The organism is Peptostreptococcus sp. (assembly GCF_977045075.1).
The window spans coordinates 1-24,706 of sequence record NZ_CDRRTB010000012.1 but is presented as its reverse complement, the minus strand read 5'-3'; the positions used below and the strand labels follow the sequence as shown (position 1 = coordinate 24,706).

Sequence of the window (24,706 nt, the reverse complement as noted above, 5' to 3'; positions counted from 1 at the left end):
TCTCGACAGTACCTGGTGTAAAAGAAGATGTAACTGAGATGATTCTTTCCTTGAAAGAACTATCAGCGACAATCGATGGTGAGGAATCTAAAGTATTAAAGATTCAGGCAGTAGGACCTTGCGAGGTAACTGGAGCAGATATAATCTGCCCTCCAGAAGTTGAAATTATTAGCAAAGACCTTCACATAGCTACTTTGGATGAAAATGCAAAGTTGAATATGGAGATACATGTTAATAAGGGTAGGGGATACGTATCTGCTGAAGAAAACAAGAACGATAGTATGCCAATTGGTACATTGCCTGTAGATTCAATCTATACTCCGATTGAAAAGGTGAGCTACCATGTTGAAAATACTAGAGTTGGACAGAAGACAGATTTCGATAAACTGACACTTGAAGTTTTGACAAATGGAAGTATTAATCCTCAGGAAGGAATGTCTCTAGCTGCGAAAGTACTAGAAGAGCATTTAAAATTGTTTATTGACTTGTCAGAGCATATAGGCAATGTTGAAATAATGGTAGAAAAAGAAGAGGACAAGAAAGAAAAAGTCCTTGAAATGACTATAGAAGAATTAGACTTGTCAGTTAGATCATACAACTGCTTGAAGAGGGCAGGTATCAACACTGTTGAAGAACTATCAAACAAGTCTGAAGAAGATATGATGAAGGTTAGAAACTTAGGTAAGAAATCTCTTGAAGAGGTAATTCAGAAGCTAAATGAATTAGACCTAAAGTTAAAGCCTAACGAAGAATAATAATTTATTTGTTCAAAAATCACGTAAAGGAGGGACATAGATGGCAACTTACCGTAAATTAGGACGTGAAACTGCTCACAGAAACTTAATGTTAAGAAACCTTGTGACTAGTTTACTAAGAGAAGGAAGAATAGAAACTACAGTTACTAGAGCAAAGGAAACTAGAAGAATGGCTGAAAAGATGATAACTCTTGCAAAGAGAGGAGATCTTCACGCTAGAAGACAGGTTCTTGCTTATGTAATAGATGAAACAGTAGTTAGTGACTTATTCGAAAATATAGCACCAAAGTATGCTGAAAGAAATGGTGGATATACAAGAATAATAAAGAAGGGACCAAGAAGAGGCGATGCTGCTGAAATGGCATTCATCGAATTAGTATAGGTCTAAGAGATAAATATACCAGGCTTGTGGTTTAGTTAATAAAACCACAAACCTGGTATTTTTTTGTTTAAGGATTTGGACTCATTATAGATGTCAGCCTACTAGACAAGGAATCAAAGTACAATATGCAGGTATTTAAAAAGGGAGGAAAAAAAGCTTAAAACCTTGTAAATAATATTAAGTCTAGAGTTTTTTTATCTATATGTTATAATATAAATAAATAAGAAAGAAATTTATCTAAAATCAATTGTAATATAAGGAGGTTTAAGATGGGATTTATACAAGCAATTAAGGGAGCAGTAGGTGGAACTTTGGCAGACCAGTGGCTAGATTTTTATGGTCCAATGCCAGGGGTAAACCCAACCGTAGCTATCTACCCAGGAGTTCCTATGGGGACAAATAGGGGTAGAGGTGAAAACTACAAGGGTAATGACAATGTAATTACAAATGGAAGTAAGATAATAGTACCAGAGGGAACAGGTCTTGTGACAGTTCAGGAGGGTGCAATTACTGGTATAATAACTGAGCCAGGTGGATATATTTACAACAACCAGGATGTAAATTCAAAGTCTATATTCGCAGGAGATGGTATTATAGACTCACTAGTAAAGTCGTCTTGGGAAAAGTTCAAATTTGGTGGTATACCTGCGGCCAACCAGCTGATATTCTACGTAAACCTAAAGGAAATACCAAACAATAAGTTTGGAACTCAGTCTGAGATTTATTGGGATGATGCCTTCTTTGGAACACAGGTAGGAGCCCTAACTAGGGGTACATACAGCCTTAGGATTGTAGACCCTATCCTATTTATAAAGAACTTTGTACCGGTTAAATACCTAACTTCAGGTGCAAGTCTCTTTGATTTCCAGGATATGGATAATGATGCTTCTGAACAGCTATTTAATGAAGTAGTATCAAGTCTTTCGGCGGCCTTTTCAATGTATACAAATGATCCTAGCAAGGGCAACCGTATCTCAAAAATCCAGTCAGACCAGATTGGCTTTGCCCAGTCCTTATCTGCTGCTGTAGAAGAGGGCTACCAGTGGAAGTCTACAAGGGGTCTAGAAATTGTAAAGACAGCAATTGTATCAATCGAATACGATGAAGATACTAAGCAGCTAATGAAGGATGTAAAGGCGGCAGATGCCCTAGCAGGAAGCAGGGGAGATTCATTTATGAAGCAGTCTGTAGCCAGGGGTATCCAGGCAGCTGGAGAAAAAGGTGGTGGAAATGGTATGGCCTTTATGGGAATGGGCATGAATGCAGCCATAAATACCATGAATGCTATGGGTCAGTCAAATGAGCCAAGCTCTTACCAGCCAAACTTCAACCAAAACCCACAGCCACAGCAGCCAGTACAGGAGCCAGTTCAGCAGCAGGCTCAAGATCCAGGCCAGGCGGCTGGTCAGCAACCGGTAGATTCTACAGCCAAGCTAATAGAAATGAAAAAGCTATTGGATGCGGGTGTAATAACTGAAGAAGAATTCAAGAAAATAAGGTTTGACTTATTAGGAATATAGGAGTGTTTTAGTCATGGGAGAGAGTATAAATAAGGGAAGAACAATAGCCAGTGATGATGGCCAAAACAAGTGTCCCAAATGCGGTGCTACAGATATAAGCGTAAATCCCAAGACTGGCAAGCTGAGGTGTAACTTCTGTAGGTTTGAGTTTGAGCCAGACCTGGTAGAGGACAAGGGACCAGAGGACCTAGAAGGAACAAGTATAGGGGCAGGGGCTAGCAAGATTGAAGAGGATGCCCAGGATATGGTCACCCTAAAATGTCAGTCCTGTGGTGCTGAGGTAGTTATAGACACGACATCATCTACCCAGGCAAGGTGTCATTGGTGTAGAAATACCCTATCTATCAACAACCAGATTGCCAATGGGGCAGTTCCAGATGTAATCCTACCATTTAAGGTTACTAAGGAAGAGGCAAGAGATAGAATTGCAAGCTTTGTAGGTAGGAGGAAGTTTTTTGCACATCCTAGATTTAGGAGGGAATTTACAACTGAAAATATAAGTGGTGTTTATCTACCTTATATGATAGTGGACATGAAGGGCCATATGGAGCTTAGTGGTATTGGTGAGGTTACTGTTGGTGAATACAATGTAGGGTCTGATGACAAAAAGAGGATTGTCTATGATGTAGATGTATATAATGTATCTAGAAGCTTTGATATAGAGATTGATGATTTAACTATAGAATCTAGCTCAGAAAAGCTAGATGTATCAAATAGGACAAAGACAAATAATATTATCAACTCTATCATGCCTTTTGATACAGATAATGTGGTTAAGTATAATTCAAACTACCTAAAAGGCTTTACATCTGAGAAGAGGGATACAAATGTAGAAGACCTAAAGGACCTGTCGAATATACAGGCATCTGATATAGCCAGATATTCGACAAATTCGACCCTAAACAAGTATGACAGGGGTGTTAGGTGGGACAAGGAAAGCTTTAATATAAGTGGCCAGTCTTGGACTGCTGCCTATCTACCAGTTTGGCTATATTCCTATATGGAGACCAAGGGAAGCCAGAAGGTACTCCATTATGTCGCAGTAAATGCAAGGACTAAGGAGACTATGGGAAGTGTTCCTATAAATATGGGAAGGCTGGTATTTATGTCAGCAATAGTGGAGATATTTGGTATATTGATTGGCTTTATCTTATCTATGAGTCAGACTAGAGATTCAGACTATACTTGGATATTCTACCTACTAGGCTTTATCTACTTTATGGTAATGTATATGGGGTATAGAAATTCAAATGCTAGGCATACCTATGAACGAGAAACTAAATTCGAAATAAAGAATATGCAGACTAGTGACCAGAAGATAAGGACTATGCACGGTGTTGAATCAAGCTCAATGTCAGAGGCCAACAACAAGCTATTAAGAGGAAAAAGATCGGCCTTTAACCTAGATGACTTTAGGGATATTATAGGCAAATAGGACGATTTAAGTCAGTATAAACTATGTGAATATAGGGCCCAAAATATGAATATAGTACATAAGTATAAAGAAGACTAGCCATCGGCTAGTCTTCTTCGTCTTTAAAGCTTGTTGATATATCATTCTTACGATTAATTAGGAACTTCTGTATTAGGAATAGAAGACCTATTGATATCACACCCAAAATAATATCTACCATACCGTGGTCCTTTGGTAAAAGGAGCATCTTTCTAGCTATACCATATAGAAGAACCTCTAATAGGGCAGAGTGCTTGTGTAGGGCAAGCATTATGGCAATCTCCACACCTATAACTAAAAGTAGTATTTGGGCAAAAATATAATTTAATTGCGAATAGTCTATAGGTTTGCTAAAATTGATTATATAAGTAGTAAAAATGATCCTAAGAGTATCAAATATGCCTAGAAAAACAGAAACTATAAGTATAAATGCTAGCAGGTATTCTAGGACAAAAGAAATAAACAGGATCGGTTTCTTTGCATCTTCTTTTTTTATCATAAATTCCTCCTGTAAACACAATACAACTATTATAACACAGGAAGACCTATAAAAAATATAGAAAAATTAAAAAATGCATAAGAAAAGTAATAAAAATAGATAGAAATTGGGGAAATATAATAGATTTTGGTTTTTTGATTAGTAAAAATTGAAAAGAAACAGAAAAATATACCGTTTATAAATAAGGAGGTAGTCATGTCTTTAGAAAAAAATGAAAATAAGAATTTAGAAATAAAGTATAAGGAGAATATAAAGCAAGAATCACCAGATTTAGACCACTATACTAAGGTCTTCAAGGGTGAAGACTCCCAACCAACTATGAGCTCGGAAGAAAAATCCAACTTGGAAAAGAGGAAGCTAAGGGCATGCAGAGTTTTGGGGTGGAATGGTTTTATATGGATTACGATAAGGGTAGTCTTGTATAAGACTGGACTAGTGGCTATAACAGTAGCCAGTGAAGTCATATTTTTAATCCTGTATTTTATAAGCTTCTATATAGTTTTAAAGCTTGTGGAAAGGGTCTATGATCTCTAGGCCTAAATAATAACTAATAAGGGCCACCCAAACACAGTGTTGTGAAAAAGGGTGGCCCTTAGCTTATACTGAGTGTCTCAGTACACGGATACTTATAATTTTCTTGATATCGACCTCCAGGGCTACAACAGAAGCAATTATAATAACTGCGCCCATAACCTGGATAGGCTTCATGACCTCGCTAAATACCATATAGGCTATTATACTAGCAAAGACTGGCTCTAGGGCAGACATCATACTTGGTAGGGATGTACCAATGTACTTTGTTGAATTGACGTAAAGAGTGATAGCAACAAAGGTACAAAGGATACCTATAGCCAAAAGGTGGGCTATGTAAAAATACGGCCTGCCTGAATTGGCCACCTTGCTAGTGATATCTCCTATATCCACAAAGAAGGCTAGACAAATGGTAGCAGCCCAAAATCCGTAGAAAAGGAGACTATCCTTGGATAGCTTATTTTCAACAAATCTTGGTAGGACTATCTGTAAGGAGAAGGTCATACCGTTGAGGATTCCGGCTAGGACACCAATCATATTCAGCTCGGCCCCCCTGGCTGAAAATACATCTATAATGCACATACAGCCGATTAGACAGAGTACCATAATAACTAGTTTCTTCTTGCTGATTGGATCTCCAAAAAAAATCTTACCAAAAAGGGTCGCCCATATTGGATTTGAAAACATCAGTACAGTAGCAACACTTATAGGAATGTTATCTACAGACAAGCTATAAAAGGACATACCAATGGCAAAGCATATAATTCCATAAAGACATGCGAAAAGGATGCCCTTGATTGGTAGCCTAAAGGCTGACCTCTTTCTAAAAAATAAATATATAGTAAGCATAATTGCAGCGGATAAGGCCCTTATAAAGGATATATCCACAGAACGTAGGCTGATATGGTTGAGATACCTACTTGATATACCCATATAACCCCAGAAAAATGTGGCCAGTATCATCATGGATACGCCGACCTTCTTAACGGTTAGTCTCATATATAACTCCTTATAAAAAATATTTTTTAAGTCTCTATAAATCAGAATATATCTTTAGCCTCTTCTTTAAACAGCATAAAAAATCCCGCACAAAGTAGAACTGGAACAAACCAGATAGACCTTAGACCGACCAGACCAGTCACAAGGGCACCAATGGCTGCACCAAGGGCAAAAACAAAGATAAAAAGGAAGTAGTAAAGGCTCCTTATACGAAGATCCTCGTCTCCTGTGGCCTGGTATTTACATAGAAGTGTTGTAGCACTTTTTAGGTTACCTGTGCACATGGTAGTCGCATAGGCATTGCCATGAAACTTATTAAAGGCAATAATCTGCATGCCACAGACAAAAGAAATTAGCATATTGGCAGGGCTGTCGTAGTCCTTGGACAAAAAGCCAATTATTATGACGAAGAGAATTTCCAGGGCCAAGACAATTTGACGCCAATGGATTCTTTGTCTATACTTGTAGGTCAATTGGATTTTTTGACATAGGTAGACACCTAGGGCAAAAGATATGATTGGCAATATATACTTAAGTGCATCATGAAAATTAGCTTCAGCCAGACTCTGGCCCAAGAGGACTATGTTACCGGTTTGGGCGTTAGCAAAGACCTTGCCCCTACAGATATATGAATAGGCATCCATAAAGCCACCAGCCATTGTAAGAAATATTCCTATACGCACTGATTCAGACATTTGTCTACTAGATTCCATTATTTCACCTCCTAGTAGTTTAGCAAGTATATTTTACCACAAATTCTAATCACTGGGCCTGAAAGATAGAAAAAAATCAGGATTTTTGATATAATTAATTGTCGGCACTATCAATAATATCAATGTTTTCTGAGAGTCCATGGTGGACCAGTGAAAAGGGGTTAAAAATTCCTTAAAATAGGACTTGACCTATAGAAAATATATATAGGACGTAAATATTGGTCCAATATATGATATAATGATTAGATAAGTGTGCGTATTGTGGAGGAACGAATGGAAAATATAATAAAAGTCGATAACTTAATATTTGAATATACAAGTGATGAAACCACTTATCGTGCCATAGATGACTTTAATCTAGATATCAAGAAGGGTGAATTCGTGGCCATAATAGGTCACAACGGATCGGGTAAATCTACCCTGTCCAAGAACCTAAATGCCATCTTGGTGCCAACTAGTGGAGATATAAATATAAAGGGTATGAATACCAAGGACGAAAAATACCTATGGGATATAAGACAGACTGCAGGTATGGTATTTCAGAACCCTGACAACCAGATTGTAGCGACTATTGTTGAAGAGGATGTGGCCTTTGGCTGTGAAAACCTGGCTATAGATCCACAAGAAATCAGGTTGAGGGTTGATGAAGCCCTAAAAAATGTAGATATGTATGATTTGAGGGAAAGGCAGCCCCACCTCCTATCAGGGGGTCAAAAGCAGAGGGTAGCTATAGCAGGTATAATAGCTATGAGACCGGAGTGCATAATATTTGACGAGGCTACTGCTATGCTGGACCCTTCTGGAAGGCAGGAGGTCATGAACACAATCAAGAGATTGAATAAGGAATACAATATAACAGTCTTACATATTACCCACTTCATGGAAGAAGCTGTGGAGGCTGACAGGGTAATAGTAATGGAAAAGGGAAAATTGGCCCTAGAGGGGACTCCTAGAGAGGTATTTTCCAATGTGACTAGGCTAAAGGAAATAGGTCTAGATGTACCATATATGACTGAACTAGCCCACCTACTAAAGAAGGATGGACTAGATATCAGGGATAATATACTGACTGTTGATGAAATGGTGGGTGAACTATGTCAATTAAGGTAGAGAATTTAACATATATTTATGATGAGGGTATGCCTTTTGAGCATAGGGCCCTGGATGATGTCAGTTTTGAAATCCAGGACAGGGACTTTGTAGGCCTAATAGGTCATACTGGTTCAGGTAAGTCTACCCTTATCCAACATTTAAATGGCTTGATGAAGCCAAGTAGTGGAAAAATATATATAAACGGTTTTGACATAACCCAGAAGGACCAGAACCTCACAGATATAAGAAAGAGGGTGGGTATAGTTTTTCAGTATGCTGAATATCAGCTATTTGAAGAAACTGTAGCCAAGGATATAGCCTTTGGTCCACAAAACCTAGGCCTAGATGAAGCAGAGGTAGACAGGAGGGTCAGAAAGGCCATGGCAGATGTAGGCCTAGATTATGACCATTTCTCAGGCAAGTCTCCATTTGAATTATCTGGTGGACAAAAGCGTAGGGTAGCTATAGCTGGAGTTATAGCTATGGAGCCAGAGGTTTTGATTCTAGACGAGCCTACAGCAGGTCTAGACCCAGGTGGTAGGGATGAAATTTTCGACTTAATAAGGAGCCTACATGCCAACAATAATATGACTGTAATCCTTTCATCTCACAGTATGGATGATATGGCCAAGCTAGTAAACACCCTAATGGTAATGAACAAGGGCAGACTTGAGATCATGGGAAGTCCTAGAGAGGTCTTCAAGGAAAATGCAGATAGACTAAGGGGTATGGGTCTAAATATACCCCAGGTTCTGGAGCTGGCCATCAAGCTTAATGAGGCTGGCTACGATGTCAGGACAGATGTAATAACCATAGAAGAAGTAAAAGCAGAGATAGAGAGATGTCTATTGGAAAAGGGAGGGTCTACAAATGCTTAAAGATATAACACTTGGGCAGTTTTACCCTGTAAAATCTCCCATACATTCACTAGATGCTAGGACCAAATTATTGGCCACACTCCTATTTATGGTGGCGATATTTGTGGTCAACCAGTTCTATCCATATGCCTTTATGTTTTTATTGATATATGTGGTTTCTAGGATGGCTAATATACCTATCAAGTATATAGCCAAGGGTATAAAGCCACTTAGGTGGATTATCCTATTCACCTTTGTAATAAATATCTTCTTCATAAAGGGAGGGGACCTAGTCTTTGCCCTAGGCTTTCTGAAGATATATACAAATGGTATTAGAACAGCAATATTTATGGCATTTAGGCTAGTGCTATTGGTAGCAGGTACGTCTATATTGACCCTGACTACATCACCTATATCCTTGACAGATGGTATAGAAAATGCCTGTGCTCCACTTAAGAGGTTTGGTTTTCCAGCCCATGAGCTGGCTATGATGATGACTATAGCCTTGAGGTTTATACCTACATTATTGGATGAAACAGATAAGATAATGAAGGCCCAGATGTCTAGAGGGGCCGATTTTGAGAGTAAGAATATAGTTTCAAGGGCCAAGAATATGGTACCCCTACTGATACCCTTGTTTGTATCTGCCTTTAGGAGGGCTGACGAGTTGGCCTGGGCCATGGAGGCTAGGTGCTACCGTGGGGGAGATAATAGGACCAAGATGAAGCAGAGTATCTTGGGTAAGAATGACTATATGGCAGACTTTGTAATGGTTGCCTTCTTACTACTGATGATAGGCTCAAGATTTATAAAATTCATATAGTGAATTGAGTGCAAGCTTGATTAGTAGGATCCCTGTTCAAATGTGATAAGGGGTCCTTTTATTATGGGCTTAGATAAAGCCGGGGTCATATGCTATAATAGGACTATAAAGACATTAAGGCTATAAGGTCAATCAAGAGAATAAGAGAATAAGGTAATAAAAGATAAAAAGACCATAAGATAAAATATTAGGAGGTAGGCTAATGAATCTGGTTAAGTATAGGGATAGAAAAAATACAAACTCTGTAAAGTGGGACAATTTAAAAAATATATTTGGTCAAAAAGACCTCTTACCACTTTGGGTAGCAGATATGGACTTTGAGGTGCCCGGTTGCGTCAAAGAAGCCCTCCACAAGTATGTTGAAGAAGGTGTATTTGGATATAGCCTACCAGATAGGGGGCATGCCAAGGCCTTTATAGATTGGGAGTACAAGTACCACGGATATAAGGTCGACAAGAAGTGGATTAGGTTTGCCCCAGGTGTGGTTCCAGCGATTTCTTGGATAATAAACGCCCTGACAAAAGAGGGCGATCCGGTAATTATTACACCTCCTGTCTACTATCCATTTAAGCAGGTTGTGACCTCTAACAAGAGGGCCCTAGTTGAAAGCCACCTGATAAATAAGGATGGCTACTATAGGATAGATTTTGAAGATTTTGAGGAGAAAATACTAGACCAGGGAGTCAAGCTATTTATCCTATGTTCACCCCACAACCCTGTAGGTAGGGTCTGGGATAGGGATGAATTGGTCAGACTCTTAGATATATGCAAAAGGAATGGTGTATATGTGATTGCCGATGAAATCCACCAGGATATTATTATTGGTGACAAGGTCCAATACCCAGCAGCAAGCCTGGGTGACTACAGTAAAATTTTGGTGACTCTTACAGCGGCTACTAAGACCTTTAATCTGGCTGCCTGCCAGAACTCTTTTGTAATCATAGAAGATGAAGATTTAAGGTCCAAGTATGATGTCTTTACGGAAAAAATCCGTAGTGGCTCTGGTAATGCCTTTGGTTATATTGCTGTTCAAGCTGCCTACGAAGCTGGTAGGGATTGGCTAGAAGAGGTCTTAGGTCTTATAAGGGCCAATTACTCCTTGCTTAAAGAAGTCCTAGAACTAAGGCTTCCAGAAGCAAGGTTGACTCCATTAGAAGGGACCTACCTGGCCTGGTTAGACCTAGGGGCCTATCTTGGTCCAGATGGTATAGAGGATACTATAAAAAATAAGTGTGGTCTGGCAGTTGACTTTGGGTCCTGGTTTGGTGGCCAAAAATACGCCAGCTTTATCAGGATAAACCTGGCCACCAGTAGGGAAAATATAGAAATTCTGCTGGATAGGCTGACACTGATAGGGGAGGATAAATAGATGGCAAAGATAGGTAATATAGTCCTTGGCCAGGGCTTGCCCAAGATATGCATACCCCTGGTTGCAAGGGACGAAGAAGGAATAAATAGGGAACTAGACTTGATGGCAGGCCTAGATTTTGACATAGTTGAATTTCGTATAGACTACTTTGAGGGTCTTGAGGATTATACAAGATTAAAGGACCTGATAGGCCTAATAAAAAACAGGTTAAATAAGCCCCTAATTCTTACCCTTAGGACAAAAAATGAGGGGGGTAATGTAGAACCTAGTGAGGCGACATACTTTGGACTACTAGAAAAAATAATAGAGGATAGGCTGGCAGAGGCCATAGATATTGAATATATGAGAAAGCAGGAAAGAGTGGTAAGGTTAGTTGCCTTAGCCAAGGACAAGGGCCTTACAAGTATACTGTCAAACCATGACTTTAACTCTACACCAGCCATGGAAGAGATAGTTACTAGGTTAGAGACTATGATAGGAATGGGGGCAGATGTAGCCAAGATAGCCTTGATGCCGACCTGCCCAGAGGATGTCTTGAACCTACTAGGAGCCACTAGCCAGGTAAAGTCAAAGCACCCAGACCAGTCCCTTATTACAGTATCGATGGGTCAGATGGGGACCATATCCAGATTAGCTGGTGGTGTCTTTGGTTCGGACATGACCTTTGCCTCAGTTCTTGAAGAATCTGCACCAGGCCAGATACCTGCTAAAAATATCAGGGGAGTATTGGGGATTTTGGGCTGAGATAGAGTTGCTGTATACCATTTGGTGCCTTAAGAGAAAGTATAAAAAGGTGATGAAAGGCTATTTCCCTTAGGGACAAATGTAAGAAAGAAGTCAAAACTAACAAAAACTATTGATAATTGATATTAATTATTCAAACATTTAATAATAGAAAGGACTTTCATAAGTCACTTTTTATTTTGTTAAAATTATGCTATTATATAATTGGTTGTAAAAATAAATTAAAGAGAGGTGCAAAATGCAGGAAGAACAAAAGAATACCAACTTGCCAGCAGGAAAAAAGTATACTCCTTCTGACATATTGAAATTCGTAATACCCTCGCTAATCGGTATTATACTTTTTATGCTGCCTATAAAGGAATATGATCCTGAGATAAACCAGGATAAGATAACTATACCTATTGCCTTTGTAGCATCATTTATACAAAATAACATTGGTAGCATACTACCTACACTTATATTGATAATTGTCTTGATATCAGCCTTGGGAAGTCTACTTACAAAGCTGAATATCTACAAGCCAAAGTCAGATTTTGCCAAGGGCTTATTCGTACAGACAACTTTTTGGACTATAACTAGGGTTTTGGCAGGAATATTTATAACGATGAGTTACTTCAAGGTGGGACCTGAGTACATCATTTCATCAGATACAGGTAATTTTATACTGGGAGACCTTCTGACTACCCTAATCGTTATCTTCGTATTCGCAGGTCTGTTGCTGCCACTCCTACTTGACTTCGGTCTATTGGAATTTGTAGGAACCCTGCTAGCCAAGATAATGAGACCAGTCTTTACCCTACCAGGTAGGTCTGCAGTTGACTGTTTTACATCATGGTTGGGTGATGGTACCCTGGGTGTAATGTTGACAGCCAAACAGTATGAAGAGGGTTACTACTCAGCTAGAGAAGCTTCAATTATATCGACTACCTTCTCAGCAGTATCAATCACCTTCTGTCTAGTAGTTTTAAAGCAGGTAAATATGGCCCATATGTTCGTGCCTTACTACCTAACTATATGCTTTATAGGTGTGGTTTGTGCTATTATAGTTCCTAGAATACCGCCCCTATCATTAAAGAAGAACGACTACTACAAGGGTGGAGAGGCTCTTGATGAGAGTATACCTGAAGGCGAAACCTACTTTAGTTGGGCCCTACACCAGGCTGTTATGACAGCTAGGCACAATGCTAGCCTTAAGAATTTCCTGAAGAATGGCCTTAAAAATGCCCTTGACATGTGGATAGGTGTAATGCCAGTCGTTATGGGCTTTGGTACAATAGCCCTAATACTTTCAAACTATACTCCAATATTTGAAATTTTAGGTAAGCCATTTATCCCCCTACTAAACCTAATCCAGTTGCCAGAAGCAGTATCTGCATCTAAGACTATGTTGGTAGGTTTCACTGATATGTTCGTTCCATCTATCATAGCTAGTAAGGAAATCTCTAGTGAATTGACTAGGTTCGTTGTAGCTACTGTATCAGTAACACAGTTGATCTACATGAGTGAGGTAGGAGCCCTAATAGTTGGTACTAGGATACCAGTTAGGGTATGGGAATTATTTGTAATATTCCTTGAGAGAACAATCATATCAATCATGTTGGCGACCCTAATAGCCAGGTTTGTTCTCCATCTAGTATAGAAAAATATATGACTACTTTAAGACCAGTATCTATACTCAACTAGTAAAAGTGACTGTTTGTCAATTAACATTGACGAATTAAATTTTCAAATCAATTTTAATCGGTTGTATAATATTTAGCGTTGGTGAGAGAAAATTCTCTCCCAACGCTAAATTTTTTGCAAAAAAATAGGAACACACATCAAATCTCGTGTATAATTTAAATCGCACAAAATAAAAAACAAGGAGAAATGATATGTGTTCTAATGCCAGTATAAGAGAAATCTTGGGAATTAACGATAAGAATTTAGTAATTTTAGGGAACAAAAAAGAAAATATCAAGGGGATAGAATATACAGTCCTAAGGGGTGCTTCATATTTAGGTGCCTGGCAATAGAAGATATTGAGCAACCTAATTTGATCATAGCATAAATTTCTCCTCTTTCATACTCGCTTAGGTGTTTAAAGTTTCTCTTTTTTGTGTTAAAATTTAGTTGTGCAAATTGATTATACAATCAACCGTATTTAATAATATAACAGGAATAGGAAAACATAAAATAATTAACTTGCTGGACAGAATAGCAATTGAACTAAATGTTAGTCTTTATGACTTATACTATGAAGATTTTTATGCGATAGATCAAATTGTTCAGGTTATTTACAGACGTTTAAGAAAGGAACGATAATATGAACGTATACTACAAAATAATGAAAGAATACATGAAAAAAAGAATATCAGTATATGTACTGATGGTAATTACGATTATAGCAACTTTTGTACTAGTATTCACTCCTATAATAGTAGTAAAGAGCCAATGTATAAACACTATCGCCTATTTAAATAAATATAAAAGTAAGTACGATGGGATTGCAAAAGATATTAGCAAAAATGAATTGGATAGTATGTATAAAAACAAGAATGTTAAAGCCTTATATGCTCAAAAAAATATAGGAAAATTTAGGGAGAATAATAAGGCTACTAAATACGATATAAGAACCTACAACTCTGAAATATTAAATTTAGAGAAGATAAAGATAGTAGAAGGTCGATCACCTAATAATAAAAATGAAATAATTGTAAGTAATAAGTCCCTGTTAAAAAATAAGTATGGAAAAAATATATCAGGCATAATCACTAAAGACTATATCGACAATGGAAAACATGAACTTATAAATAGTGACAGTGATTTTAAAATTGTGGGTGTTTATGAAAGGGACAAAAGAACCCAAGAGATTCTTGAAAAACTACAGGTATCGGATACAAACCAAATTTTCACAAGTGAGAGTTATCTACCAAGTGGGAAAACTAGTTATGATGCATATTTAAATTTCAATAGGGGTAGGGGTGCTTCATCGATAATATATGAAATGAACACAAATATTTTTGGTGGTGATAGTAGGGTTGAGTCAAACCAACTATCTGATAAGATAAGCGATTCTTTTATTAATGCAACTGATGATGCCATACGTCTATTTAAACCAATAATAATATCATCTTGTCTAGTAATTTTTCTAATCTACCTTCTAGTCTTTGAAGATAGGAAAAAAATAATTTCTACTGTTCAGATAATTGGCGGAGAAAAGAAAAGAATAGTAAAGAGTATGTTTATAGAAAATATTTCTATAATAGTTTTTTCAACGGTTATAGGAATATTACTGGGTAGTATATTATCAAAGATACTTATACAGGGGGAAGATCTTACAGGCTTTGTAGCGGAATTTGACATAATTGACAAAAAAATGTATATATCGTTCAAGGATATTGTAAATTCATCTCTTGTATCTGCAATTAGTTTAATATCAATAACGATATATGAGACCACTACAATTATAAGGGGGGATATGCTAAGAGGTACTAGTAGTAGCTATAATAATCTGCTCCTAAAGAGGATAAAAGCAGGTGCCAAGTGTGATAACCTAGTAAAAATGTCCTTTAGTTACTTTATATCATCTTTAAAGAGGTATATTATACCTATGATAATTATGATTATGTTTGGGAATATTTTTATTTCATATTTTAACATTGAAAAAAATGATGCACAGTTTTCTGACAGAACTAGGTTCGATCAGATTAATATGTATAGAAACTATGGCCTTCAGAACAATTCGTATTTAGGTAATAAGAATACTTTAATTCATGACCCAAAATTCAAAAACAAGATCACTAATACCAAATATGAGTATGGCACAGAAGCTTTTATAAATATAAATACTAAAAATCTGGATAAGTATTATCTAGAAATGCTTGGAGATTCTGTTAAAAGGGATAGTATGTATGAATTAAATATACTTTTAAGGGGGATAAGCAAGGCCGAAAGAGAGGACTTGTTCAAAAAGGCAGTCTTAACTGATGATGATATTAAGATTTTGAATACCTCTGGTTTTATACTGATAAATGGATTTAGGAACAGAGATATGGGTCTTGATATGAAGATATTTTCTAGTATGCCAACAAGTCTTGAACTAAAATACAAGGTCTATGATAAGGATAGAGAAAGATATTCTAAGTTAGAATCAAAAAATATTATTACTCATGAATATGATGAAAAGTATAAGAGTATAAGTGCAGAGTTTGATCACCCAATGGTGATTGTCAGTGAAGAATTTCTTAAGAAAATAACTGGTATAAAAGAAGCTTTGAGCATATATTTTGATGCAAAAGACACTAAAGGAGAAAACTATATAAACAATTTGTTTGCAAGGAATGAAGATTTTACCATATTCAATGCTAAGTACTTTAAAGATAAGAATGCTATTACATCAAGAATTTTATATAGGAATGTCAAATATATCAACATGTCTGTCCTACTATTACTGATGACAATTTCCATGTTTTTTGCAGTTAAACTTACCATAATATTTAGGGAAAAGGAGATAAATTCAATTAGAGCAATTGGGGGGAGTAAGAAACAAGTTTTAAAGATATTTTTGTATGAAGGCTTATTTATAGCCTTTATATGCAGTTCTGTTTCTCTTGTTACTGGTATCAAGAAGGGATATATAAACTATCTTAGATACTTAGGAGAGCAAAGTGATAAAACAGATATTCACTTTTTAATGGATTACATGAGTATTTTTTCTTGTTTAATATTTATATTTGTAATATCTCTAGTTTTTCAAATTGTAATATTGAAACGTAATAGAGAATAATCTTTTGAATATATATAATTTTTTCTGTAAATTAGCCTTCTATGGTCAATCTGCTGATTAGGCAGTTAAAAGGGATATAGAAGTTAAGGCAAGGATAATACTAATGGAAAGGTATAAGATACAAAAGGGCAACATCCATAGCTATCAATTTGCTATGGATGTTGCCGCATAATTTAATAGATTTTGTTGATTTAAATTATCACCAATGTTATTTGACATAGAGCCAAAATTATTCAACTGTTACTGACTTGGCAAGATTTCTTGGCTTGTCAACATCTAGTCCCTTCTTGCTAGATACCATTAAGGCAAGTATCTGCATTGGTATAACAGCCACTATAGGTGATAGGAGGTCATCTGTCTTAGGTATGTAGATAACTCTTTCAGCAACCTTTTCTACACCTGTGTTACCTTCCTGGGTAATCGCCACTACATAGGCACCCCTGGCCCTTACTTCTTCCATATTTGAGACCATTTTTTCATATAGGTCGTGCTGACTAGCTAGGGATATTACAGGAGTTCCATCTTCAATTAGGGCTATAGTACCGTGCTTCAACTCGCCAGCAGCAAAGGCCTCAGCATGAATATATGATACTTCCTTAAGTTTTAGAGAACCCTCCATTGCTAGGGCATAGTCTATACCCCTACCTAGGAAGAAGGCATTGTGCTTGTTTACTATATCATCGGCAATTACTTCTACATCAGACATATTTTCAAGGACTGCCTCAATCTTTTCTGGTAGACCAGACATCTTCTTAATCATATCCATATAGTAGTCCTGGCTAATCTTGCCCATTTCTAGGGCGAAATTAAGGGCTATCATATATAGGGAAATGATCTGAGTAGTGTAGGCCTTAGTTGAGGCTACAGCTATCTCTGGACCTGCCCAAGTATAGAATACATCATCAGCCTCTCTGGCTATTGATGAACCAACCACATTTGTTACAGCTAGGATCCTTGCCCCCTTAGACTTTGAGTCCCTAAGTACAGCCAAAGTATCTGCAGTTTCTCCAGACTGGCTAACTAGGATTACTAGGGAATGTTCATCCACAAAGTTGTCATTGTACCTAAATTCTGATGCTATGTCAGTAATTACTGGGAGACCCATTAACTTCTGCATAGCTGTCTTACCTAGGACACCTGCATGGTAGGCAGTACCACAGGCAACTATATAGATTCTGTTAATATTTTCTAGGTCTTCCTTAGTCATCTTTATACTATCAAGGACTATCTTTCCGTCCTTGTCTAGTCTTCTTTCAAGTGTTTCCTTGATACCTCTTGGCTGTTCGAATATTTCTTTTTCCATGAAACAAGAGTAGCCGCCCTTTTCAGCAGCCTCTATATCCCAGTCAACATGGTGAAGCTTCTTATCTACTAGTTGTCTGTCAGAGTTGTAAATCTTAATATCTCCACCCTTAATATGAACTACTTCTCCGTTATCAAGATAGTATATATCTCTTGTATATTTAAGTACGGCAGGGATGTCAGAAGCTATAAGGGCTTCACCATCTCCTACACCAGCAATTAGTGGACTGTCCTTCCTAACTGCTACCAATTCGTCCTTGTCATTTGCAGATACGACACCAAGAGCATAGGCACCCTTTAACCTAGCTATAGTTGCATATACTGCATCTAGTAGATTTCCTTCATAGTACTTGTCCAATAGGTGGGCAACTACCTCTGTATCAGTTTTTGATCTAAACTTTACCCCTTCAGCTTCAAGTTCAGCCCTTAAGTCAAGGTAGTTTTCAATGATACCATTGTGAACTACTGCCAAAGTACCAGCCTCGTTAAAGTGGGGATGGGCATTGGCGTCTGATGGCTCACCATGAGTGGCCCACCTAGTGTGACCTATACCAACATGTCCCTCTATATTTTTTTCTTTTAAGCTATCTGAAAGTACAGCTAGCCTTCCTTGGAATTTCCTTATTTCAAGGCCATCTCCAGTGTTTATAGCAACACCGGCAGAATCATAGCCCCTATATTCCAGCTTAGCAAGACCATCCACAATGACGTCTGCTGCATTCTTCTTTCCAAAATAACCTACTATTCCACACATTCTATTACTTCCTCCTAAATTTTACTTATAAAGAAGAGCACTAGATGAAAAAATCCTTTGTTACAGAATTACTCCTGTTTTTTATAAGTTTTCTATCGATGCTAGTTCACCGCAGGGCATCCGCCGAATTTTCGATAACCCTGTCCTCGTTAACTGTATTTCTACAGTCTGGCGCTAAGTGAAAGGGTGAATAGCATTATGCCAAGTTTTTATACCTGGGTGGAAATATTACTACTTACCATAAATGCCAATTTCACTTTTTATTAAAGACTCCTCTTTGGGCAACAGTTAGCCTACAAGACTTTATATCTCAACCTTTTTACAGGTGTATTTTTACATGATACTCCAGAAAAAAGGTGAAGTTTCATGCATGCTATCCTATGCCATACTACTATTTTACCATAAAAACTTAATTTAAACTGACTTATTTTTATATAAGGGGGCTAAGAAAAGGAGGGGGACCAGGAGGGTCTTTGAAACAACTACTATATAGGTCATAAGTGTGGTATAATATATGCAGTATAAAGCAGTGTAACCGAGCATAAATAAGTGTAAAGTAGCATATATCAGTACAAATAGGAAGATAAAGAAAATATTTGGATAAGCTAGACGAATATAGGTGCAAGAGGAAGGAAAAATATGGCAGAAAAAAATATAATGCTTGTAGTGGCCTATGAGGGGACCAAGTATTGTGGTTGGCAAAGGCAACCAGACTCACTGGGTATACAGGGAGAGTTGGAATATGCCTGTATGCAGGCCTTTAATAAAAAGAACATAAGTATAACAGGGTCAGGTAGGACAGACGCAGGTGTCCATGCCCTAGGCCAGGTGGCAAACTTCACAGTGGATACCACTATACCAATAGACAAGATACCAGAGGTTTTAAACAACAGACTACCCAAGGATATAGCAGTCTTAAGGGCTCAAGAGGTCAAGCCTGGATTTCACGCTAGACACTCAGCCCACAAAAAGACCTATAGGTACCAGATCTACCCGTCTAGGCTTAGGAGTCCCTTTCTGAAGGACTTTGCCTACCAGGTCAAGTATGATTTGGACTTTGATAGGATGAAGAGGGAGATAGGCCACCTAGTAGGCCAACATGATTTCAAGGGCTTTATGAGTAGTGGGTCAGATATCAAGTCGACAGTTAGGACCATATATAGGGCAGACATATATAAGGATGGAGACCTTATAATTATAGAGGTTGAGGGTAATGGCTTCCTCTACAATATGGTAAGGATAATAGCAGGAACTATGGTGGACATAGGCAGGGGGAAGATAAGAGAAAGCATGAAAGATATTATAGGGTCTGGAATAAGGGGAAGGGCAGGACATACAGCTCCACCACAGGGTCTATTCCTCCTAGGTGTAGACTATCCCGAGGACCTGAAAAATATATAATTTTATCCTAAGGCTTGTATATCAAAAATGCAAGATTAGAGCCGTTTGAGTTTTTAAGTATAAGAGTAAAAATAAGGAATAAACCCAAGCCAAAAAATGATATATGGACCAAAAAGCCTAATTTTAAAAGCTTTAAGGGTCCATATTTTTATGCGATAAAATAATAAAGATAACTAGAAAAATGTTATAAAAATGAGATTTTTGAAATAAAAAATACAAAAAATTCATTTTTTGTATTGACAGATAGGCTTGATGGGTTTAGAATATAGATAATTTAAATCTAGCAAAGGAGGTTAGAGTAATGGCTAGGAAACTATTTATTCCCGGTCCAATAGACGTCATGCCTGATGTATTAGAAAAAATGGCGACGCCAATGATTGGTCACCGAGGAAAGGATGCGAGTGCTTTACAAGAAAGCGTTAGCAAGAAGCTACAAAAACTATTCTATACAGAAAGTGAGATACTATTGTCCACATCGTCCGGTTCGGGCCTAATGGAAGGTGCTATCAGATCCTGCACATCCAGAAAGGCAGCTGTGTTCTCCTGTGGTGCATTTGGAGATAGATGGTATAAGATGGCAGTGACAAACAATGTCAAGGCAGACTTGTATAATGTGGATATGGGTAAGGCAATCACGCCGGAAATGGTAGAGACAGCTCTAGCAACCGGTCAGTATGATTTAATTGCAGTTCAGCACAACGAAACTTCTACTGGGATTACAAATCCGATTGAAGAAATAGCTGAAGTAGTAAACAAGTATAAAGATGTAATCTTTTGTGTAGATGCTGTAAGCTCAGCAGGCGGGGCAAAGATTGAGGTCGATAAACTAGGGATAGACATCCTGATAACATCAACTCAAAAAGCCTTGGGACTTCCTCCAGGAATGGCAATATGTACATTCTCTGAAAGGGCAATCAAGAGGGCTGAAACAGTAGAATTCAGAGGAACATACTTCGATTTACTAGCAATGTATAAGTATCTTAAGAAAAAGAATTATCAATACCCTTCAACACCTTCATTATCACACATGTTTGCGATGGACTATCAACTTGACAATATCTTAAAAGAGGGCTTGGACAAAAGGTTCAAGAGACATGAGGAAATGGCCAACTTAGTTAGGGCCTGGGCTCAAAAACACTTCGAATTATTCACTGACAAGAATCATTTATCAAACACACTAACAGTCATAAAGAACACTCAAAATATAAATATATCACAGTTAAATTCAAAATTAATGGAAAAAGGAATGCAGATAGCAAATGGCTATGGCGATTTAAAAGAAAAAACATTTAGAATATCTCATATGGGTGACTACCAGCTAGAGGATATTCAGTATCTTTTGGATACAATAGACGAAATTTTAGGCTTTTAATTAAAAAAGCATATTTGGAGTCCTAAATTTAATAATAATTATGGGATTTTTGACGAAAATTTGATTGGACTTTCAAAAAAGCTAGGGTAAAAACAAGAAATTTAAGTAAGTAGTAATAGATATGATTTAGTTCAGGGGGATAATAAGATGATGAAGATATTAGTTACAGATGGTATGGAAAGAAATGCAATAAATAATTTAGTAAATGAAGGTTTTGAAGTTGAAGAAAAGTTTTACGAAGAAGAAGGACTAAAGGAAAAGATAAAAGATGTTGACGTGATAGTTGTCAGGTCAGCAACTAAGATAAGAAAGAATATAATTGATGAGGCACTAAAAACAGGACGTTTGAAGTTGATCATCAGGGGTGGTGTAGGACTAGACAATATAGATGTTGCCTATGCAGAGGCTAAGGGCATCATGGTAAGAAATACACCAGGGGCAAGTACAAATGCAGTTGCAGAGCTAGTACTGTGTGAAATGCTAGTACTTGCAAGAAATGTAAAGATAGCTAATATAAAGCTAAACGATGGTAAGTGGGACAAGAAAAACCTAAAGGGTAGCGAAATACATGGTAAGACTCTAGGGCTAGTGGGCTATGGAAGAATAGCTAGAAATATAGCAGAAAAGGCCCATATGCTAGGTATGAAGATTCTCTACACAGACATCATGGAGTACCAGGATGCTAGAGAGGACTTTTGCTACACTGACCTAAAGAATATAATTGAGAGGGCAGACTATATAACAGTTCATACACCACTTACTGACCAGACAAAGAACCTATTTGGATGGCAAGAATTTGAAAAAATGAAGGATACAGCGTTTTTCCTAAACTGTGCCAGGGGCGGTATAGTAAATGAAAATGACCTCCTAAGGGCCATAAACGAGGGTCAGATAGCAGGGGCAGCCCTAGACTGCTTTGAAAATGAGCCTATGCCGATGACAGAATTGGTTACCCATCCGAGGGTAACAGTTACACCTCATATTGGGGCTGCTACTAAGGAAGCCCAGGAAAGAATTGGCTATGAAATAGCTGACATTATAGTAAATTACCGCAAGGAGGCATAATATGGTTACATTGAGACCCTTTAAGGCACTAAGGCCAGATGAAAAATATGTAGACAGGGTTGCAGCCCTACCCTATGACACAATGAATACCCAAGAGGCCAGAATGATGGCCCAAGGCAACCCATATAACTACCTGAGGATTGACAGGGCAGAGATAGACCTTCCAGAGGGGACAGATATACATTCTGACCAGGTCTATGCCAAGGCAGGCCAGAACCTAAGGGCCTTTATAGATGATGGAGTCTTTGTAAAAGAAGCTGAACCAGCCTTATATATATACAGGGAGGTCATGGATGGAAGGGCCCAGGTAGGTATAGTGGGATGTGTAGCTGTTGATGAAAGCCTAGATGGAACTATCAAAAAGCACGAGCATACTAAACCAGACAAGGTTGAGGACAGGACTAGGCACATAGAGGCCTGTCAGGCAAATACAGGGACAATACTCCTTACCTACAGGGATGATGCTAGGGTAGAAGCCATAATGGCCAATAAGATGTTAGAAAAGCCTATCTATGACTTCACCTCAGATGATGGGGTAGGCCATACAGTATGGAAGTTAGACGGTCAGGAAATGGAAGCCATGGTTGAGGCCTTCAAGGATATAGACAACCTATATGTGGCAGATGGTCACCATAGGACTGCAGCTGCTGAGAATTATGCTGTAAAAATGAGGAAGGAAGTAGGAGACTACACTGGTCAGGAAGAATTTAATTATTATCTTGCCATGATAGCCCCTAAAAATAGCCTGTATGTAATGGACTACAATAGGGTGGTAGAAGACCTAAATGGATATGATTTTGATACATTTAGTAACCTGCTTACAAAGAACTTCCTCATAGACCAGGTAGATAGGGCCTATAAGCCAAAGGAAAAGTATGAATATGGCATGTATATAGATGGAGTCTGGTATAGACTTAAGGTCAAGGACGAAGTCATAGATACAATAAATAAAACAAGTAAAAATCTGGCCATCGACCTCCTAGATGTCAGCCTACTACACGACCTATTAATAGAGCCAATCCTGGGTATAGATGTGCCACAAAGGGACAAGAGGATAGACTTTATAGGTGGTATAAGGGGTCTAGGAGAAATAGAGAAGAGGGTTGAAGAAGGTATGAGACTAGGTTTTGCCCTATATCCAACAGGTATCGAAGAGCTAATGGCAGTAGCGGATATGGATGGGGTAATGCCGGCCAAGTCAACATGGTTTGAGCCAAAGGTCAGGTGCGGACTCTTTCTCCATATGATGGACTGATATATTAAATAAAAGGGAACTCCTCATAGGGATATTACATATTACATATATAGTAGAGAAAAGGAGTTCTCTTTTTGTGAAAAAAGGGCCTCTAGGCTTGTAAATAGGGGATAATTGGTAAAAATTTATCTCCTATTATCAGGTGAGATAAATCATATTATTGGTAAAAATCGACTACAAGGGAGAAGGTCAAGAAAAAATCATGAAAAACCTTGAATATTGGACGAAAAAACATTGACTTTTTACTTATATGGGAGTAAAATATATGAGAATGCGTTAATAAGTCCACGATGCCCCGGACTTTACATATATGCAATTGAAAATACGAATGAAAAGTTAAGGAGGGTCTTTATGAAGAGTTATATAGCTAAGCCAGCAGACGTTAAGAGAGACTGGTATGTAGTTGATGCTGAAGGCAAGACATTAGGTCGTTTAGCAACTGAAATCGCAACAATATTAAGAGGAAAGAACAAGCCAACATTCACACCACATGTTGATGGTGGAGACTTTGTTGTAGTAGTAAATGCAGAGAAGGTTGTACTTACAGGAAAGAAGCTTACTCAGAAATACTACAGATATCATACAGGTTATGTAGGTGGGTTAAAGGAAATATCTTATAAGGAAATGATGGAAAAGAAGCCAGAAGAAGTTGTGGCTCACGCAGTTAGCGGTATGCTTCCAAAGAACAAGCTTAGAGATAGAATGATGACTAGACTAAGAGTTTACAGAGGTGCTGAACATCCACATGCAGCACAGAACCCACAGGTTTTAAACGTATAAGTAGGATATCGAGAGGAGGATTTGATTAATGGCTAATGTACAATATTACGGAACAGGAAGAAGAAAGCATTCTGTAGCTAGAGTTAGATTAGTAGCTGGAGAAGGTAACATAAAAGTAAACGGAAGAGACTTAGAAGAATACTTCAATTACGAAACTCTAATAAGAGACGTAAAGCAGCCTCTTGTGATAACTGGAAACGAAAACAAGTACGATGTAATCGTAACAGTTGAAGGTGGCGGATACACTGGACAGGCTGGTGCTATCAGACACG

The 24,706-nt window shown here is 37.9% G+C and carries 23 protein-coding genes and 1 pseudogene; 19 read left to right on the top strand and 5 right to left on the bottom strand.

What is annotated here, in order from left to right; translation table 11 throughout:
* The 4 genes from rpoA to ACW6OJ_RS02275 all read left to right on the top strand — a co-directional run.
* Positions 1-755: DNA-directed RNA polymerase subunit alpha (gene rpoA / locus ACW6OJ_RS02290; RefSeq protein ID WP_456095680.1), on the top strand; the 755-nt coding region annotated here is incomplete at its 5' end.
* A gap of 40 nt (positions 756-795) precedes the next feature.
* Complete coding sequence (rplQ, locus tag ACW6OJ_RS02285; protein ID WP_007791394.1) at positions 796-1,137, top strand: 50S ribosomal protein L17; 342 nt, start codon at positions 796-798, stop codon at positions 1,135-1,137.
* 269 nt (positions 1,138-1,406) lie between these two features.
* Complete coding sequence (locus ACW6OJ_RS02280) at positions 1,407-2,657, top strand: SPFH domain-containing protein (protein ID WP_293437480.1); 1,251 nt, start codon at positions 1,407-1,409, stop codon at positions 2,655-2,657.
* Between the two features lie 13 nt (positions 2,658-2,670).
* On the top strand, positions 2,671-4,092 hold the full coding sequence (locus tag ACW6OJ_RS02275; RefSeq protein WP_456095679.1) for a TFIIB-type zinc ribbon-containing protein: 1,422 nt from the start codon (positions 2,671-2,673) through the stop codon (positions 4,090-4,092).
* A gap of 85 nt (positions 4,093-4,177) precedes the next feature.
* Here the strand turns inward: ACW6OJ_RS02275 and ACW6OJ_RS02270 are convergent, their stop codons facing one another.
* Positions 4,178-4,609: a hypothetical protein gene (locus ACW6OJ_RS02270; RefSeq protein WP_412426886.1), complete on the bottom strand. Its 432-nt coding sequence runs from the start codon at positions 4,607-4,609 to the stop codon at positions 4,178-4,180.
* A 195-nt stretch (positions 4,610-4,804) separates the two neighbouring features.
* On the opposite strand from ACW6OJ_RS02270, the gene ACW6OJ_RS02265 reads away from it, so the two are divergent.
* Positions 4,805-5,143 (top strand): hypothetical protein, encoded by a 339-nt coding sequence (locus ACW6OJ_RS02265; RefSeq protein ID WP_456095678.1) that lies wholly within the window; start codon positions 4,805-4,807, stop codon positions 5,141-5,143.
* A gap of 63 nt (positions 5,144-5,206) precedes the next feature.
* Here ACW6OJ_RS02265 and ACW6OJ_RS02260 read toward each other — a convergent pair whose 3' ends face one another.
* Entirely contained in the window at positions 5,207-6,139 is a 933-nt protein-coding gene (locus tag ACW6OJ_RS02260; RefSeq protein ID WP_456095677.1) for a DMT family transporter, read from the bottom strand.
* A gap of 41 nt (positions 6,140-6,180) precedes the next feature.
* A complete protein-coding gene (locus ACW6OJ_RS02255; protein ID WP_293700652.1) occupies positions 6,181-6,852 on the bottom strand; it encodes a YoaK family protein in 672 nt (223 codons plus the stop codon).
* 273 nt (positions 6,853-7,125) lie between these two features.
* Here ACW6OJ_RS02255 and ACW6OJ_RS02250 point away from each other — a divergent pair, with 273 nt between their 5' ends.
* From ACW6OJ_RS02250 to ACW6OJ_RS02220, 7 genes are all read left to right on the top strand, one after another.
* Positions 7,126-7,962 (top strand): energy-coupling factor transporter ATPase, encoded by an 837-nt coding sequence (locus ACW6OJ_RS02250; protein WP_314497228.1) that lies wholly within the window; start codon positions 7,126-7,128, stop codon positions 7,960-7,962.
* Positions 7,947-8,822: an energy-coupling factor transporter ATPase gene (locus ACW6OJ_RS02245; RefSeq protein ID WP_456095676.1), complete on the top strand. Its 876-nt coding sequence runs from the start codon at positions 7,947-7,949 to the stop codon at positions 8,820-8,822. The genes ACW6OJ_RS02250 and ACW6OJ_RS02245 overlap by 16 nt, the downstream gene beginning before the upstream one ends.
* Positions 8,815-9,624, top strand: a complete 810-nt coding sequence (locus ACW6OJ_RS02240) for an energy-coupling factor transporter transmembrane component T family protein (RefSeq protein WP_314514889.1) — start codon at positions 8,815-8,817, stop codon at positions 9,622-9,624. The genes ACW6OJ_RS02245 and ACW6OJ_RS02240 overlap by 8 nt, the downstream gene beginning before the upstream one ends.
* Positions 9,625-9,826: 202 nt before the next feature.
* Positions 9,827-10,993, top strand: a complete 1,167-nt coding sequence (locus ACW6OJ_RS02235) for a MalY/PatB family protein (protein WP_456095675.1) — start codon at positions 9,827-9,829, stop codon at positions 10,991-10,993.
* Positions 10,994-11,737 (top strand): type I 3-dehydroquinate dehydratase, encoded by a 744-nt coding sequence (gene aroD, locus ACW6OJ_RS02230; RefSeq protein WP_456095674.1) that lies wholly within the window; start codon positions 10,994-10,996, stop codon positions 11,735-11,737.
* A gap of 238 nt (positions 11,738-11,975) precedes the next feature.
* Complete coding sequence (locus tag ACW6OJ_RS02225) at positions 11,976-13,376, top strand: YjiH family protein (protein WP_456095673.1); 1,401 nt, start codon at positions 11,976-11,978, stop codon at positions 13,374-13,376.
* A 235-nt stretch (positions 13,377-13,611) separates the two neighbouring features.
* Complete coding sequence (locus tag ACW6OJ_RS02220; protein ID WP_456095681.1) at positions 13,612-13,752, top strand: hypothetical protein; 141 nt, start codon at positions 13,612-13,614, stop codon at positions 13,750-13,752.
* On the opposite strand, the pseudogene ACW6OJ_RS02215 reads toward ACW6OJ_RS02220, so the two are convergent.
* A pseudogene (locus tag ACW6OJ_RS02215) lies at positions 13,733-13,870 on the bottom strand (helix-turn-helix domain-containing protein); the annotation flags it as partial. The gene ACW6OJ_RS02220 and the pseudogene ACW6OJ_RS02215 overlap by 20 nt on opposite strands.
* Before the next feature lie 172 nt (positions 13,871-14,042).
* Between ACW6OJ_RS02215 and ACW6OJ_RS02210 the strand changes: the two are divergent.
* Positions 14,043-16,505, top strand: coding sequence for an FtsX-like permease family protein (locus ACW6OJ_RS02210; RefSeq protein WP_456095672.1), 2,463 nt, complete (start codon positions 14,043-14,045; stop codon positions 16,503-16,505).
* Positions 16,506-16,734: 229 nt separating this feature from the next.
* On the opposite strand, the gene glmS is transcribed toward ACW6OJ_RS02210, so the two are convergent.
* Positions 16,735-18,561, bottom strand: a complete 1,827-nt coding sequence (glmS, locus tag ACW6OJ_RS02205; RefSeq protein WP_456095671.1) for a glutamine--fructose-6-phosphate transaminase (isomerizing) — start codon at positions 18,559-18,561, stop codon at positions 16,735-16,737.
* A gap of 639 nt (positions 18,562-19,200) precedes the next feature.
* Here glmS and truA point away from each other — a divergent pair.
* From truA to ACW6OJ_RS02175, 6 genes are all read left to right on the top strand, one after another.
* Complete coding sequence (truA, locus tag ACW6OJ_RS02200; protein ID WP_456095670.1) at positions 19,201-19,962, top strand: tRNA pseudouridine(38-40) synthase TruA; 762 nt, start codon at positions 19,201-19,203, stop codon at positions 19,960-19,962.
* A 301-nt stretch (positions 19,963-20,263) separates the two neighbouring features.
* On the top strand, positions 20,264-21,334 hold the full coding sequence (locus ACW6OJ_RS02195) for a pyridoxal-phosphate-dependent aminotransferase family protein (RefSeq protein WP_293427808.1): 1,071 nt from the start codon (positions 20,264-20,266) through the stop codon (positions 21,332-21,334).
* A gap of 147 nt (positions 21,335-21,481) precedes the next feature.
* Positions 21,482-22,399, top strand: a complete 918-nt coding sequence (locus tag ACW6OJ_RS02190) for a D-2-hydroxyacid dehydrogenase (RefSeq protein WP_293427805.1) — start codon at positions 21,482-21,484, stop codon at positions 22,397-22,399.
* A 1-nt stretch (position 22,400) separates the two neighbouring features.
* Positions 22,401-23,654: a DUF1015 domain-containing protein gene (locus tag ACW6OJ_RS02185; protein WP_456095669.1), complete on the top strand. Its 1,254-nt coding sequence runs from the start codon at positions 22,401-22,403 to the stop codon at positions 23,652-23,654.
* Positions 23,655-24,005: 351 nt separating this feature from the next.
* Entirely contained in the window at positions 24,006-24,434 is a 429-nt protein-coding gene (rplM, locus tag ACW6OJ_RS02180) for a 50S ribosomal protein L13 (RefSeq protein ID WP_456095668.1), read from the top strand.
* A 28-nt stretch (positions 24,435-24,462) separates the two neighbouring features.
* Positions 24,463-24,706: 30S ribosomal protein S9 (locus ACW6OJ_RS02175; RefSeq protein ID WP_456095667.1), on the top strand; the 244-nt coding region annotated here is incomplete at its 3' end.